This window comes from Anaerococcus sp. HMSC065G05 (assembly GCF_001812365.1).
GTDB classification, from domain to species: domain Bacteria; phylum Bacillota; class Clostridia; order Tissierellales; family Peptoniphilaceae; genus Anaerococcus; species Anaerococcus vaginalis.
Window position 1 is genome coordinate 116,708 of the sequence record NZ_KV808690.1, and the last position, 15,793, is coordinate 132,500.

15 protein-coding genes are annotated in these 15,793 nt (G+C 28.7%); 12 read left to right on the forward strand and 3 right to left on the reverse strand.

Annotated elements, in window-relative coordinates; translation table 11 throughout:
* Position 1: 1 nt before the first annotated feature.
* Genes HMPREF2852_RS02640 through HMPREF2852_RS02650 form a run of 3 tightly spaced genes read left to right on the forward strand, consistent with a single transcriptional unit; the run spans position 2 to position 2,218 of the window.
* Positions 2 to 808 (forward strand): PTS mannose/fructose/sorbose/N-acetylgalactosamine transporter subunit IIC, encoded by an 807-nt coding sequence (locus HMPREF2852_RS02640; protein ID WP_070605823.1) that lies wholly within the window; start codon positions 2 to 4, stop codon positions 806 to 808.
* Positions 798 to 1,793 (forward strand): PTS system mannose/fructose/sorbose family transporter subunit IID, encoded by a 996-nt coding sequence (locus HMPREF2852_RS02645; protein WP_019118794.1) that lies wholly within the window; start codon positions 798 to 800, stop codon positions 1,791 to 1,793. The genes HMPREF2852_RS02640 and HMPREF2852_RS02645 overlap by 11 nt, the downstream gene beginning before the upstream one ends.
* Positions 1,793 to 2,218, forward strand: coding sequence for a PTS sugar transporter subunit IIA (locus HMPREF2852_RS02650; protein WP_070605824.1), 426 nt, complete (start codon positions 1,793 to 1,795; stop codon positions 2,216 to 2,218). Before HMPREF2852_RS02645 ends, HMPREF2852_RS02650 begins: the two co-directional genes overlap by 1 nt.
* Positions 2,219 to 2,420: 202 nt before the next feature.
* Here HMPREF2852_RS02650 and HMPREF2852_RS02655 read toward each other — a convergent pair whose 3' ends face one another.
* The gene (locus tag HMPREF2852_RS02655; RefSeq protein ID WP_070605825.1) at positions 2,421 to 4,325 is read right to left on the reverse strand and encodes a BglG family transcription antiterminator; all 1,905 of its coding nucleotides are present in this window, start codon (positions 4,323 to 4,325) and stop codon (positions 2,421 to 2,423) included.
* 227 nt (positions 4,326 to 4,552) lie between these two features.
* Between HMPREF2852_RS02655 and HMPREF2852_RS02660 the strand changes: the two genes are divergently transcribed.
* The 5 genes from HMPREF2852_RS02660 to HMPREF2852_RS02680 are packed head-to-tail and all read left to right on the forward strand — an operon-like array spanning position 4,553 to position 8,808.
* Positions 4,553 to 5,653, forward strand: a complete 1,101-nt coding sequence (locus HMPREF2852_RS02660; protein ID WP_070605826.1) for an SIS domain-containing protein — start codon at positions 4,553 to 4,555, stop codon at positions 5,651 to 5,653.
* 16 nt (positions 5,654 to 5,669) lie between these two features.
* Positions 5,670 to 6,122, forward strand: a complete 453-nt coding sequence (locus HMPREF2852_RS02665) for a PTS sugar transporter subunit IIA (protein WP_070605827.1) — start codon at positions 5,670 to 5,672, stop codon at positions 6,120 to 6,122.
* An 8-nt stretch (positions 6,123 to 6,130) separates the two neighbouring features.
* A complete protein-coding gene (locus HMPREF2852_RS02670) occupies positions 6,131 to 6,409 on the forward strand; it encodes a PTS sugar transporter subunit IIB (protein ID WP_070605828.1) in 279 nt (92 codons plus the stop codon).
* Positions 6,410 to 6,429: 20 nt separating this feature from the next.
* Complete coding sequence (locus HMPREF2852_RS02675; RefSeq protein ID WP_070605829.1) at positions 6,430 to 7,791, forward strand: PTS transporter subunit IIC; 1,362 nt, start codon at positions 6,430 to 6,432, stop codon at positions 7,789 to 7,791.
* A 9-nt stretch (positions 7,792 to 7,800) separates the two neighbouring features.
* Positions 7,801 to 8,808 carry a Gfo/Idh/MocA family protein gene (locus HMPREF2852_RS02680; RefSeq protein WP_070605830.1) on the forward strand — a complete coding sequence of 336 codons (1,008 nt, stop codon included), beginning with the start codon at positions 7,801 to 7,803 and terminating at the stop codon, positions 8,806 to 8,808.
* A 105-nt stretch (positions 8,809 to 8,913) separates the two neighbouring features.
* Here the strand turns inward: HMPREF2852_RS02680 and nagA are convergent, their stop codons facing one another.
* On the reverse strand, positions 8,914 to 10,041 hold the full coding sequence (gene nagA, locus HMPREF2852_RS02685; RefSeq protein ID WP_070605831.1) for an N-acetylglucosamine-6-phosphate deacetylase: 1,128 nt from the start codon (positions 10,039 to 10,041) through the stop codon (positions 8,914 to 8,916).
* A 227-nt stretch (positions 10,042 to 10,268) separates the two neighbouring features.
* Between nagA and HMPREF2852_RS02690 the strand changes: the two genes are divergently transcribed.
* The 4 genes from HMPREF2852_RS02690 to HMPREF2852_RS02705 are packed head-to-tail and all read left to right on the forward strand — an operon-like array spanning position 10,269 to position 14,637.
* Positions 10,269 to 11,201, forward strand: a complete 933-nt coding sequence (locus HMPREF2852_RS02690) for a metal ABC transporter solute-binding protein, Zn/Mn family (protein ID WP_070605832.1) — start codon at positions 10,269 to 10,271, stop codon at positions 11,199 to 11,201.
* Entirely contained in the window at positions 11,194 to 11,877 is a 684-nt protein-coding gene (locus HMPREF2852_RS02695) for a metal ABC transporter ATP-binding protein (protein WP_070605833.1), read from the forward strand. The genes HMPREF2852_RS02690 and HMPREF2852_RS02695 overlap by 8 nt, the downstream gene beginning before the upstream one ends.
* The gene (locus tag HMPREF2852_RS02700) at positions 11,870 to 12,661 is read left to right on the forward strand and encodes a metal ABC transporter permease (RefSeq protein ID WP_070605834.1); all 792 of its coding nucleotides are present in this window, start codon (positions 11,870 to 11,872) and stop codon (positions 12,659 to 12,661) included. The genes HMPREF2852_RS02695 and HMPREF2852_RS02700 overlap by 8 nt, the downstream gene beginning before the upstream one ends.
* A gap of 8 nt (positions 12,662 to 12,669) precedes the next feature.
* A complete protein-coding gene (locus HMPREF2852_RS02705; RefSeq protein ID WP_070605835.1) occupies positions 12,670 to 14,637 on the forward strand; it encodes a hypothetical protein in 1,968 nt (655 codons plus the stop codon).
* A gap of 293 nt (positions 14,638 to 14,930) precedes the next feature.
* Here HMPREF2852_RS02705 and HMPREF2852_RS02710 read toward each other — a convergent pair whose 3' ends face one another.
* Positions 14,931 to 15,656, reverse strand: a complete 726-nt coding sequence (locus HMPREF2852_RS02710; protein WP_070605836.1) for a putative ABC transporter permease — start codon at positions 15,654 to 15,656, stop codon at positions 14,931 to 14,933.
* Positions 15,657 to 15,793: the final 137 nt, after the last annotated feature.

Below are 15,793 nucleotides of genomic sequence, written 5' to 3' on the forward strand. Positions count from 1 at the left end.
TATGAACTTTAATATATTACAAATAATTTTAATTTTTCTAGTTACTTTTGTAGTAGCTATTGACCAATTCTCTTTCCTAGAATCATTATATCAACCTATAATTACAGGTCCTGTTATAGGAGCTATCTTGGGAGATATGCACACAGGACTTATAGTTGGGGCAACTTATCAATTAATGACAATAGGAAATATGCCTGTAGGTGGAGCTCAACCTCCAAATGCAGTTATAGGCGGAATAGTTTCTGTTATTTTTGCCGTAACATCAGGTCTTGAACCTAATGCAGCTGTAGCTGCAGCAATTCCTTTTGCACTTTTAGGTCAATACGGTGTTACAATTATATTTACTTTGATGAGTCCAGTTATGGCAAAAGCTGATCAATATGCAAAAGATGCAGACCCTAAAGGAATTGAAAAAATCAATTATTTCGCAATGATTCTTTTGGGAAGCATTTTTGGTATTATAGTAGTTTTATTCTTTATAGCAGGATCTTCATTCGGTGCTAAACTTGCAGCTATGATTCCAGAAACTCTAATGCACGGTCTTGGAGTTGCTGGTGGTATGATGAAATTTGTAGGTTTTGCAGTTTTATTAAGACTTATGGTTTCAAGAGATCTTTGGGGATTTTTCTTTATCGGATTTGCCCTTGCAGTTATTGTAATGGCTAACGAATCCCTATCTGGTTCAGCTCTATTAATAATTTCATTAATAGGATTTGCACTTGCTTTCTGGGATTACCAAGTTCATGTAGGATTAAAAAATGTAAGTGCAGCTTCAAATTTTGAAGGAGGAGAAGAAGATGGAATATAATGATATGAATTCTTATAAAGATACCAACCCTAGTCAAAAACTAGATCAAAAAACATTAAATAAGATGGTATGGAGATCATTATTTCTTCAAGCATCATTTAACTACGAAAGAATGCAAGCTGGTGGATGGTTATATTCAATCTTGCCAGGTCTTGAAAAAATTCACACAAATAAGGATGATCTTTCTAAATCAATGGCTCACAACCTAGAATTTTTTAACACACATCCTTTCCTTATAACATTTGTTATGGGAATTATCCTTTCATTAGAAGAAAATAAAGTTGAAATCCCTACAATAAGAGCCGTAAGAGTTGCAGCCATGGGACCTTTGGGAGGAATAGGAGATGCCTTATTCTGGTTTACCCTTGTACCAATCGTTGCAGGTATTTCTTCAAACATGGCCTTGCAGGGCTCAATTGCAGGTCCTATACTTTTCTTTGTAGTATTTAATATATGCCAATTTGCTATAAGATTTTGGTTGATGAATTGGTCATATAGGATGGGCGAATCTGCCATTGATGTTTTGACGCAAAACGCAAAAGAATTTACTAGAGCAGCATCAATTCTTGGAGTATTGGTTGTAGGAGCTTTAGTAAGCGTATATGGAGATACATCAATAGCACTTGAAGTAGATAATGGTACAACAAATGCACCTGTTCTAGTAGATACAGTTGTTAATAACGATGAGTTATCAGAATATGACGAATTATTATATAAAGACAAAGATAAAAAAGAATTAAACGATGGAGCAGTTATAAGAGATTTAGGAAACGGAAAATCTGAAATCGAATTTAACACTTACGAAGAACAACCTGTTAAAGTTAAAATTCAAGAAGTTTTAGATGGAATAATTCCAGATCTTGTACCTCTAGCTATAACTTTGTTGCTATTTTTCTTATTGACAAAGAAAAAATGGACTCCAATTAAATGTATTGCCTTCTTATTAATCCTCGGTGTAGCTGGTGCCTATATTGGAGTATTTTAATGGCTAATGCAGTTATAGCAACAAGTCATGCATCTCTTGCCAGCGGAGTTTATTCCGCTGTTAAGATGATTGCAGGAGAATTTGAAAATTTAAAAATACAAGAATTTAAAGAAAATGATAATCTTGATGAATTTGACCAAAAATTAAAAGAAAATTACAAATCATTAAAAGATTATGAGAATGTTATAGTCCTTGCCGATCTTGCAGGAGGAACTCCATTTAATAGAGCTGTAATGACTTTGGGAGATCTTCCAAACGTAAGAGTTATAGCCGGTTTAAATTTTGCAAGCCTTTATCAAGCTTTAAATTCTTCTGGAAATCTTGATGATAGCGTTGAAGAAATAATTAATATTGGAAGAGAATCAGTAATACAATACAAAAACGAAAACGAAATTGAAGACGATAATTTTGAAGATGGAATATAAAAATTACATCAACTTTAATTAATAATTTAAAACCTAGTTATAATATTGTATTAAAATTTTAATAAGCTCATAAATTTATTAAAATATTTTCAAAAAAACAGGTGTTAGCATTTTATTTTGCTAACACCTGTTTTGTTTGTAGGAAATTACTCTTAAAGAGGATTATCTTATTGATACTATTCTGTTTTTGTTATACAAATTATTAATTTAAAAATTCTTTTAGAAACTCCTCTAGATTTTCAGCTTGCATTGATTTTAATATTTTATCATTATTTGTTAAATATTCGCTTAAAATCTTATAAAAGTTTTCTACTATTTCATTGTCTATTAATTCATTTATGTTTATTAAAATAACAATATTAACTTTTTGATTTTTCCATTTTATAGAATTTTTATTTATAAGTACAGATATAAAATTTTCATTGCATACTGAATTGAGAGGATGAGGGATTGCAACTTTATTTTCAAAACATGTAGAGGCTAATTCTTCTCTATCTATTAATTCTTTATAATAAATTTTGGAATTGATCCCCGTTCTTTTATTCACTTTTTTCGATAAAAAATCTAATATATCTTTGTGGTTACAATTTTCTTTAATATTAAAAAATAATTCTCTATCAAATAAACATTTAATGTTATCAAAAATATTTTTATTTTTCAGTATCCTTAATATTTGGCTAATATCTTTTTTATATAGGTATGCACTTACTTCTACAACTGGAATATCTGTATATAAATCCAAAGGAATAGTTGTTACTATTAAATTATATTTTTTTATATTAATTTCTTTTAATTTCAGGTAATCGCTAGTATCTAGAATATTTATATATTTGGAAAATTCGTGTAAAAATCTATATTTTAAAACTTTTGCTGTAGCTTTGCCACTAGCACAAACCAAAAGAACATTCTTTTTATTTAAATTCTCCCTCTTTTCAGCAATAGCCGCACTAAAATGCAAGGCAATATATCCTAACTCATCTTCATCTATATTTATTTTGTATTTTTTTTGAATATAATATTTACTAATTTTTGCACATTCCAAAGCAATATGATCTTTTTTTATATCTTCTAATAGCGGATTTTTAAGTTTTATACCGATTTTTCCTCTTTCAATCATAGGCCCTAAATGTGCATTTAGCGATGACTTTAAATTTACATTATCAACTAAATTAATATTCATAGCTATTTTTATTTTTTCTAGAATATAATCTATTAATTTTTCTAATTTTAAATCATTGGTATTTATAGAATCTGTATTTGTTGATAAATTTATATCTATATAAAACAGTTCAGCTTCATTGAATTTTATCTTATAAAGCCTACAAATCTCATTATAAATTTCTAAGCTAACTTTACTAATTTCCTTGTTTTTAGATTTTATATTGTTATTATCTATATCTTCAATCTCTCTTTTTTCACTAACTCTATATAAACTTATAATCAAATAAATTAGAAAATTATTATATTTTACAAGATTAGTAACAAAGTTATATTTTTTAAAAGTTTTGAAAACCATACTTTCAATAGAATGAATTGTATCAATTGAAAAATCTGTGATTTTAGATAAAGTTTCGTAATCCTCTTTTGATATAAGACCATCAATGTTATTAGCCAAAAATTTTCTAATATTTATTTCTGATCCTATGATTTTCATTCCATAATGAGGTTTAGAAACTATTTTCAATCTGTAAGCAGATAATTTTTCTTTTAAAATTTTAAGGTCCATATTAAGCTGTGATTTGCTTATATAAAGTTCATCTAAAAAGTCATCTGATTTAATATAGTCATATTTCATTATTAATTTAACTGCAATATAGTTTATTCTATAGTCTTGTGAATTCATTTCATCTTCTATAGCATATTTCGGCCATATATCTTGGATAAAAATAGAAAATTTTTCTTTATCATTTATTACAAATTTATATCCAACTCCAGATTTTGATTCAATATATGCTCCATTATCAAAAAGTAAATTATTAAGTTGCTTAATATCATCCCTAATTGTTTTTGAGCTATAATCTATCAACGTTGCCAAATCTTTGGCAGTATATGGTTTAAAATCTTCGGTTAGAATTTCAAATATTTTTTTTATTCTACTTTCTCTCACATAACCACCTCAAAATTTTATAATCTCTACTTCTTTAAATAAATTATAGCATTAGCTAAATTAATTGAATATACAGATAAAGTTTACAAGCAGCCTTCACTTATGGAAATGTTTTACAACGACAATTATAAATATTTATAATATCATATATTTAAACAATTAATAAACTTATTTTTTGTTAAAAACGATATCCGCGGTTTAAAATTTAGTTTTAAGAAAGGAATAATATGTCTAGAGAATATGTTACATTAAAAGAAATTTATCAACAACCAGAAATGTGGAAAAAAACTTTTGAAATCATTAAAGAACAAAAAGAAAAAATTTATAACTTTATAAATTTTTCAGAAAAAAAAGTAAGAGTTATTTTTACAGGTGGAGGAACATCAAACTATATAGGTGATGTAATAGCAAATTATTTAAACAAAACAAGCTATGGAAAATTTGAATTTTATTCATATCCATCTCCATCAATAATGTCAAATCCTAAAGACTATTTGATTGATGAGCCCACACTTTTAGTAAATTTTGCAAGAAGTGGGAATTCACCTGAATCGCTTGCAAGCGTCAATCTTGCAAATCAACTTATATCTGATATAAGACACTTGTTTATAACTTGTTCAAAAGACGGAAATTTAGCAAAAGATGCTAAAAACGAAAAAAATGCCCTTGCAGTAATTCTTGATGATAGAACAAATGATAAAGGCTTTGCGATGACAAGTTCTGCTACATCAATGCTTCTTGCTGCATTAATTATTTTTGATAAAAACTTTAATGAAAGCATCTTAGAAGAAATAATTAAACTTGGAAATAAATCTTTATCCTATGATGAAATTATAGAAAATATTGTAAAAGAAGATTTTAACAGAGTAGTCTATTTAGGAAGTGGAGCTTTATCATATATGACTACTGAAGCAAGCCTCAAAATTTTAGAATTAACAGCAGGAAAAATAGCAACTTTACACGATTCATCAGCAGGATTTAGACATGGTCCAAAATCATTTTTAGATGAAAAAACTATAGTTTTTAACTATATATCAAATGACGATTACACAGCAAAATACGATATAGATATTATTAATGAAATGAAGTCTGAAAAAATCGTTAAAAAACTTGTAGGAATAGGAAGCTCTAGGTTCAAAGAAAGTAACTTATCCTTTAATATAGAAAACAATATCCCAGATGCTTATTTGTCTATTGTATATTTAATTTTAGGTCAATTATTCGCCTATAAAACAGCTATAAAAATAGACAATGATGTAGACAATCCTTCAGAATCTGGAACAGTAAACAGAGTGGTAAAAGGTGTAATAGTCCATCCTTTTGAATAGTGAGGTATAAGTAAATATGCTTTTAGAAAAAGATTTAATATTTACTGAACAAAATTTTAATAATAGAATGGAGATTTTCAAGTTCTTAAACGAAAATTTAATTAATCTTGGATATGTAAAAGATAGTTTTTTAAAAGGTCTAGTAGATAGAGAAAAAAATTATCCAACTGGACTAAAAACTTCAGTATGTGGTATTGCAATTCCCCATACTGATTCTATCCATATAAAAGAAGAAAAACTCTCTATTCTTACTTTAAAAAATTCAGTAAGTTTTGAAAACATGGATGGGTCCGAAGATGTTGATGTGAAGATAGTTATTATGATGCTTATAAAAGGTGGAAATAACCAAATTGAAATGCTACAAAAACTATTTACACTTTTTACAGACTCAAAAAAAATAGAATATTTAAAGAATTTAGTTAGTGAGGAAGAAATAATAGATTTTTTTAACAAAGAAGGGATTAAATAGGTAATTTTATGAAAACAGTAGTTATAGCTTGTGGTGCAGGTGTTGCTACATCAACAATGGTAAGGATGAAAGTTGAAGATATTTTAAAAAAGAACAAAATTAAAGCTAATATTATTCAAACAAGACTTTCAGAATTACCTGGTTATGATAATAAGTCAGATCTTTTTATAACCACAATGAAAGTTGATCAAAAAAAATACAAAACTCAAGTTGTTCAAGGAAGCTCATTTTTATCAGGAATAAATCAAGATAAGACTGAAAAAGAAATAGTAGATGCTTTAAAATAATAAAATAAAAGGAGAAGATTATGGAATTTTTACAAAATGCATTGGCCTATATAGTGGATCTAGGATCATATATATTTGTTCCAATACTAATGATGTTATTAGGACTTATTTTTGGTCTTAAACTACTCGATGCAATTAAATCTGGAGCAACTGTAGGAATAGGATTAATTGGTGTTAGTATCGTAGGAGGCTTGGTAGCAGATTCTCTATCTCCTGTAATTGATGCTTTTGTTAAAAGATTTAACTTAAATCTTTCAGCAATCGATATTGGCGGAGGCCCTGCAGCCGCAACAGGATTTGGTTTTTCTTTATCAGCAATAATTATACTTGTGATTGTAATTGTAAATATATTATTAGTCGCTGGAAAATTCACAAATACAGTAAATGTCGATATTTATAATTTTTGGTATTACTGTATCACAGCAGGATTTGTATATGGATTAACAAAAAGCGCAATATTTTCTATAATTGCAGCTGTAAGCCATGCAGTTTTAGGATATGTTTTTGCAGATCTAAACGCCAAAAAAACTGAAGAGGTTATAGGTATTGAAGGTGTTTCTATACCACATGGTTTCGCGGCAGCATCAGCACCTTTGTTTATGCTACTTGATAAAATATACGATAAAATACCTTTCTTTGATTTTAAAGATGAAGATGAGTTTGAAGAGGAGAAAGATAACAAATTATTTTCATTAATATCTACAGTCTTTGGAGATCCTCTATTCTTAGGTCTGTTGATGGGATTAATATTTGGAATTTCAGCTCAATATAATGTAAAGGGTATTCTGGATGTTTCAATAAAAACTGCCGCTATATTAAAATTATATCCAACAATGGTTAATTTAATCGTTCAAGGTCTTATGCCAATTTCTGGTCAAGCTCAATCCTTTTTTGCTAAAAATTTTAAGGGAAGAACTCTTAGCATAGGTCTTGACTCCGCTGTAACAATAGGTCACACCTTAACACAGAGTGTTGGAGTTGTTATGATCCCAATTTTTATGATATTGGCAGCTGTTCTTCCAGGAAATAGAACCTTACCACTTGGAGAAGTTCCTTTTGCAGCTTTCTATGTTTGTTTTGCTACAATCGTTCATAGAGCAAACAAAAGAAGGACTTTCGTTTCAGGTATTTTATTTATTCCATTAGTTTTATGGATTTCCACTTGGGCTGCGCCATTATTTAATCAAATGTCTATAAATCAAGGATTAGATTTGGTAAGTCAAAATCAACAAGCAACTACTATGGCATTAGGTAACTTATTTATCTTCATTCCTACAAAACTTGCTTCTATGAAAGTAATAGGAATTGCTTTACTTCTAGGTATTGATGCTGTGGCTTTATATATAAACAAACAATACTTAAAGAAAAACAATTTGGTCTAGGAGGAAGAAATGTCAATTAATTTGGGAATTGTAGGAGCAGGAATTTATGGAACATATCATATATTAACTTTTAAAAGTTTAAAAGAAATTAATAAATTAGTTATATGTGACATGGATAAAAAAACTTTGGAAAAAGCAAAAAACAAATATGGCTTAGATGGTTATCTTTCTGTAAAAGAAATGATAGAAAAAGAAAAACTTGATGCTATATCAATTTGTACTCCAGACCCATATCACTTTGAACCATTAAAAGATGCAATAAAAGCTGGAGTTAAACATATTTTTTGCGAAAAACCAGTAACTACAAGTGTAGAGCAAGCAAAAGAAATTGAAAAATTAGCAAAAGAAAATAATGTAAATATTTATATTGATTTTCATAAAAGATGGGATCCAGCATACAATGCAATAAGAAATAAGATATTAGCCGAAAATGATACAGTTATTAGAGGATATATGTCACTTGATGATGTAATAGATGTTCCAACTAAATGGTTTAATTGGGCAGATAAATCATCCCCAACCTGGTTTGTTGGAATCCATTGTATAGATTTGATGAGATATATAACAGGCTCTGAAGTTAAGTCAGTATATGCTAGAGGAACAAAAAAAATTTTAAAATCTAAAGATATAGATTCTTACGATTCTATATCTGCTATTCTAAATTTTGAGGACGGATCAAATTGGACTTTAGAAAATTCTTGGACTCTTCCAAATTCTTTTCCAAAATCAAATGATGGACAACTTATAATCCTTACAGAAAAGCAATATTTTAAAAATGAATCCTATAGAGGACTTAAAACTTATGATCAAAATAAAGAATCCTTGCCTAATTATATTTTTATGAATTTTGAGAAAAAGGAGGTTTCAGGTTTTGGTCTTGAGCCTATGATTGATTTCATTTACACTGTAGAATATGGAAAAAATTATAGATCCTTACTAGAAGATGGTATCAAGGCAACCCAAGTTGCAGAAGCTATTCATAAATCTATCGAAAGTGGAGAAGTTATAAACTTATAGATTTAAGTATAAAGTTATCCACTTTAAAATTGTTGTTTTCCAATTAAAATATCTCCCACATATCATAAAATTTATTATGATGTGCGGGAGATATTAATTTTTTTATTAAATTGAGTATTTTTTCTCCCCATTTAGATAGGTTGCTTTTAAATTTAAATCGTAATCTAATAATATAAAATCTGCATCGTAGCCTTGTTTTATTTTTCCGCATACATTATCTATTCCTACGGATTTTGCTGGGACTAATGATGCCATTTGGACTGCTTCAAATACATCTACTATATCCCAATTTACTACATTTTGAACTGCTTCTTTTAATTTTAAAATTGAGCCTGCTAATGATCCTGATTCTAATCTTGCTGTTCCATTTTCTACTTTTACTGGAAATTCTCCCAATTTATATGATCCTTCTGGCATTCCTCCTGCCATCATACAATCTGTTATTAGGGCAATTTTGTCATAGCCTTTTTTATTTATTAAAATTTCTGCTGCTGCTGGATTTACGTGATGACCATCGCAAATTAATTCTGAGATTGCATCTGAATTCATAGCTGCTCCTACCATACCAGGATTTCTGTGATGAAGTCCGCTCATTCCGTTAAAAGTGTGAACAAAAATATTTGCTCCATCTTCTACAGCTTTTATTGCTTCATCATAAGATGCATCGGAGTGACCTAGTGCAACATAAACTCCCATGGCATTTGCTTTTTTTATAAATTCTTGTGAGCCGGCTCTTTCGGGAGCAATGGCAATTTTATTTACAAGTCCATCTGATAATTCTTTCCATTTTTTCAATTTTTCTATATCAGGATCGGACATATATTTTTCATTTTGGGCTCCCTTATATTTTTCTGTAAAAAATGGACCTTCCAAAAATATTCCCCTAACTTTTGCACCCTTTACATCCTTATATTCTTCTCCCACAACTTTTACAGCTTCATTTAATCTTTCAGTTGAATCTGTAAGAGTTGTTGGCAAAAATGATGTGACACCTGTTTCAAGTAAGCCTTGTGAAATTATATCCAATGCTCCTTTTTTGGCATTCATTATATCCTCATTTTTGTAGCCGTGAATGTGGGTGTCCACAAGTCCTGGAGCCAAAATTCCTTCCAAATAAGTGAAATTTTCTGGCTCATTTTTGGAAAGTGATTTTACCTTTCCATCTTCCACTTCTACAAATAAATCTTTTTCAATTTTGTCTTCTAGTATTACGTAATCTGCTTTGTAAATCATAAATTCTCCTTTTCTTTTCTACTTTTACAATACCGAAATGAATAATTTTTTCAATTTATATTTTTGATAAATTTTATAATAATCTCTACAAATCTTAAAAAAATTCTTTGAATAAAAATAATTTATAAAATCTTTAATTTTATCTTGCAAATCATTTGCATTTAATTTTTTTCTGTAGTAGAATTAAAAATATTATAATGCGAATCATTTGCAAGAAAGGAGATTATATGAAACACAAAAAAACAAATTTATTGGCGGTTTTTTTAATTTTTGGATTTATTTTTTTATTTGGGGGATGTCAAAAAGAAAATATTTCAAAAAAAGAAGATTCTTCTAATAAGAAATTAATTTATACAAGCTTTTTTCCTGTGGAGGAGCTTACAAAAAGAATTGTTGGCGATAAATTTATTGTCAAATCTATTATTGATAAAAGCCAAGAGCCTCATTCTTTTGAGCTAAAAACTGAAGATATTAAAAATATTATCAAGGCTGATTTGGTAATTTATAACGGAGCTTCTATGGAAACTTTCATTGATGATTTAAAAAATTCTTCTGATGATAAGGAAAAATTTGTTGATCTTTCTAAAAATTTAACTTTACTTTCTTCAGCAAAGGATGGAAAAGTTTCAAAGGATAAGGTAAATCCTCACACTTGGCTTTCTATAAAAAATGCAATTACTGAGCTTGAGGATATTTATGAAAAAGTTGTTGAAATTGATCCTAAAAATAAAGATTATTACAAGAAAAATCTTGATGAAAATATTGCAAAATTCAAGCAATTAGACAAAAAATTTGCTGATGAGCTTAAAAATGTTGATGAGAATAAAAGATATTTTGTTGTTTCTCATGCCGCTTTTAATTATTTGGCTGATGATTATAATTTAAAACAAGTCGCAGTTACAGGAATATCTCCTGAGGATGAGCCTTCTGCTAAGCAACTTAAAACTATAGCTGATTTTGTGAAAAAACATGATATTTCTACAATATTTTTTGAAGGTAAGGCTACCCCAAAAGTTGCTGAAACTTTGGCAAAATCTACGAATACAAAAACGTCGACTTTATATACTATGGAAAATTTGACTAAAGAGGAAGCTGAAATGGGTTATTTGAAATTGATGGAAAAAAATTTAGAAGCTTTGAAAGAGTCTTTTTATGAGTAAGTTTGCAATAGAGATTAAAAATTTAAGTTTTTCTTATGAACAGGAAAATATTTTGGAAAATTTATCTATGCAGGTTGAAAAAGGAAAATTCGCCTTGATAATTGGTGAAAATGGTGCTGGAAAAACAACTCTTATTCGTTTAATTTTAAATCAATTAAAGGATTATAGGGGTGAGATTAAAATTTTTTCTGATTCGATAGAAAAGTCTAATCACTACAAAGATTTAGCTTACATTTCTCAAAGTTCTGTTGCATCTTATAAACTTTTTCCAACGAATGTTAAGGAAGTTATTCAAAACCACATAAAATTTTTGAATAAATCTTACGATATTGATAAGCTCTTGAAAGATTTTGATTTGCTTGATGTCAAAAATCATGCTCTTTGTGATTTGTCTGGAGGACAAATCCAACGACTGGCTTTGATTTTAGCTTTTATAAAAGATGCAAAGCTACTTATTTTGGATGAGCCTACGGCTGCTATAGATATGAAATTTTCTAGGGATTTTTATGAGCGTTTGAAAAATTTAACAAACAATGGAAAAACTATTTTAATGATTAGCCACGATTATAAACTTGCATCTATTTTTGCTGATGAAGTTTTTCATTTGTCTGATAAGAAAATTAGGAAAATCGACAAAAATAAATTAAAGGAAAGTTTGGGAGATTTTTATGTTTAATATTTTTGAATATGATTTTATGCAAAAGGCCTTTGTGGCTGGAGCTTTAATTGCTATTATCCTTCCTTGTATTGGTCAATTAGTTCTGATAAAAAGACTTTCGATGATTGGGGATACTCTGTCCCATTCATCTTTGGCAGGTCTTAGCATAGGTCTTGCATTTGGCATAAGTCCAATTCTTTCGGCTATGATTTTTTGTATATTTGCTGCTTTTTCTATAGAAATTATTAGAAATAAATTAAAAAATTACCAAGAAGTTTCAACAGTAATTATACTAGCAGCATCAATTGGAATTGCTGGAATTATGGCTGATTTATCCGCAAGTGCAAATGCTATTTGTTCATATCTTTTTGGCTCAATTGTTACAATTTCTCAAGAAGAATTTTATTTGTTAATTGGTTTAAGTCTTTGCTTTTTAATAATTTATTTTTATTTTTACAATGATTTTTACCTTTTGCTTTTTGATCCAAATTCTTCTCAAATTTTGGGCCTTAGAGTTAAGCTATTAAATTTTACAATAAGTTTTTTGACAGCGATAGCTGTAGCAATTTCTGCAAAAACAATTGGCTCTTTGATAGTTTCCTCACTTTTGGTTATTCCATCAATTATGGCAATACAAATTTGCAAATCTTACAAAAATAGCTTAATCCTTTCCATAATTTTTTCCTTGATCTTTGTATTTGTAGGACTTATGCTTTCTTATATTTTTAACCTAAGACCTGGTTCAGTTGTAGTTTTAATAGCGGTATTTAGTTTGATTTTAGTACTTTTAATAAAAAAATAGGAGATTATATGAAAAATAAAAAAATAATTGCCCTTGCTTTGGCAACATCTTTCGTTTTGACTTCATGTTTTAATAAAAATAACGAAAAAATCCAAGACAAAAAAGAAAAAAAAGCAAGCGTAAAAACAGAACAAAAAATAAAAGAAGACAATACTACAGAAGTTTTAGTCGATTCAGAAATTAAAAAAGATGACATAGTCAAAGTTGTAAAACACGGAGACCATTGGCATATTTTTACAAAAGACGGCAAAGAACACATCTCTTACAAAGATCCAAAAGATTTTGGAAAAGATGGAGGAGTTGATCTTGTAGATGTAGTCGATACAAACAAATTAAAAAACAAAAATGTTATTGCCATAAAAAAACATGGCGATCACTGGCACGTTTATACAAAAGATGGTGGCGAATATTTAACATACGAAAATCCATCAGGGCTTTTCCCAAATATAAAAATTGGAACATACACAGGAAACCATAACACAAATCCTACAAGTCAAGCAAAAAACAAAACAAACAATTCGAAAAAACTATCAGGAGATAAGGTTGTAAAAATATTACAACACGGCGACCATTGGCATATCTATACAGCAAATGGAAACGAATATATTTCATATTCAAATCCAAGCACTTCTTATCCACACATAAAAATTGGAATATATACTGGAAATCATTCAAATCAAAATACCAAAACAAATAAAAAACTTGCAAATGCAGGAAACAATTCGAAAAACAATAGAAAAAATAAAAATAATAAAAACGAAAATTCATCAAGCAAGGAAAAAGATAGACTTGAGAAAATAAAAAATTTAAAATTAATTCCAATCTTAGGAAAGGGAACTATAAACAGGTATTACATAGTAAAAATTCTTGTTCATAATGACCACTACCATGTTTATGATTCAAAAAATAGAGAGGCAATAACCTACACAAATCCAAAAGATTTATTCCCTAAGGCATACTTTGGCGAATATGGAAATAAAAATCATACAGAAAACAAAAAACCAGAAAAAAATAATCCCGAAGTTAAGCCACCAAAAGATAAAAAAGATGAAAATAAGGATGAAAAATGGCCAAAAGGAATTACCAAAATAATCGACCACAAAGATCACTGGCATTTGTACAGAGGCGATGAAGAAGTCGGGGTAGTAAAAGAAAATCCAAGACATATTTATCCAGACGCAGAATATATAGTAGAAAAAAATGAAAGCGATGATATTGCCGTATCAGACGATGAAATTTTCGAATATAAAGATATAAGAGCCGAATTAATAGAAGGAGTAATTCCATACCTTGAAGGCGACCTATCAAAATTTACAAACTTTGGAAATCTACCAGAAGACCTTCCAGTTTATGGCTCAAATGGAGTAAGAGAAAATATTTTTTATTGGCATCATCAAAACCATTATCATGCAAAAACAATAAAACAAATCATCCAAATGCAAAAAGATAAAAAATTTGGTCCATACACAGCCAAAGACGTTGTAAAAACAATAAAATACAAAATAGAAAACCCAAACACAAACCTAGAATACAAATCAAAAATAAAAATCGAAGATATAAAAGAATTCTTGAAAAACCACTATAAAGTAGACTCATCAGATATTTTAAATATAGGAGATTCAATGGTTCAAGTATTTATACAAGATCAAACCCTAAACTTCTATACAAGAGATTTTGAAATGAAAAATGGAAAAATCACCTACAAAAAAGATTTACCAAAAGTTTCAATCAAAAAAGAAACAATAGAAGAAGAAAATAAAGAAGAAAATGAAACAAAAGAAATTACCGAAAATAAAAAAATAGAAAATATTGAAAAAAACGAAAATACCAAAAAAGAAAATAACAACAACGATAAGTCAAATACCCCAGAAAACAAAAAGGAAAAAGACCAAACAAATACAAAACAAGCAAAAGAGATAAATCCAACAGAAGAAATAAAAAAAGAAAATCCAACCAGTAGCGAAAATAACCATTAAAATTCTTAGAAAAATTTAAACTATAAAAATATAACACTTATCCAGCTTGATTTTGTTAATACACTTGCCCGTATTTAAAATTCATAGCTATTACCCATAAAATGCCCTCTTTCTGGCAAAACCATCAAAGAGGGCAGACATTTATCAAGATAGCTAGTTTTTATTAACTATAAAAAATATATAAATTTAATTTTTCCTAATAAACATTGAAAAGAAATAAAAAACAGGCTGATCTTAGCTTACTCCCAAATTATATGGGATAGGTCAAATCCACCTGTTTTTTTAAAAATATTCTATGATTTTTTTCTTTCCTCTTCGATTTTTTCTATTCCCTTTAAAATTCTTTCAGCAATTTTATTTCTTGATTCGCTCATCCTAAAGGAAACAACCCTTCTTAGAGCTTTTGGACTGTACATTTTTTTCTTTCTGTAGAAACTATCGACCCTTTGAGTCATTTTTTCTTGGAATTCTTCCTCAATTTCATCAAGTTGTTTTTGGAAATTCGTCAAGTTTACAACAGTAAGAGTTAAATCTGATGAATGTATTCCAATCAAAATAAAAGGCAAAATTATTACAAAAATTTTCGGCAAGAGCAAGTACAAATTCTCTGCCATAGGAATCAAATAATTCATAACCAAAATTCCAGCAAGACCAAAACCAACAGAAGTTGGAACAGAAGTTCTTCCATTTAAATTCAAAGGCACATCCGTATAATCCCACCATCTTGCATGAAATAATTTCTCAAGAATATAGGAAGTAGGATATTCCAAAATCATGGAAACAATAAATCCCACAATAAAAATTTGAAGCGAAGAAAGTCTTTCCAAGACTCCACCATTTACCAAATCATAAGCAAAAAGAGCAAAAATCGAACCAAAACCATAAATCGGACAAAGAGGTCCATACAAAAAACCCCTATTTTGCCATTTTTGATTTTGAGCCGTACAATAAATACTTTCCCAAACCCAACCCAAAAGGGCAAAGAAAAAATAAAAAACTATATACCTATTAATTACCATAAACCACCTATCCCTAATTTCTAAATCTTTTAATAATATTATAAGCGATTTAACAAAAAAATAAAACGAAAGAAATTGTTTGAAATATATTTTATAGCTTTATTATTAAAAAATATTAGAAACAATAAAAACTAAAA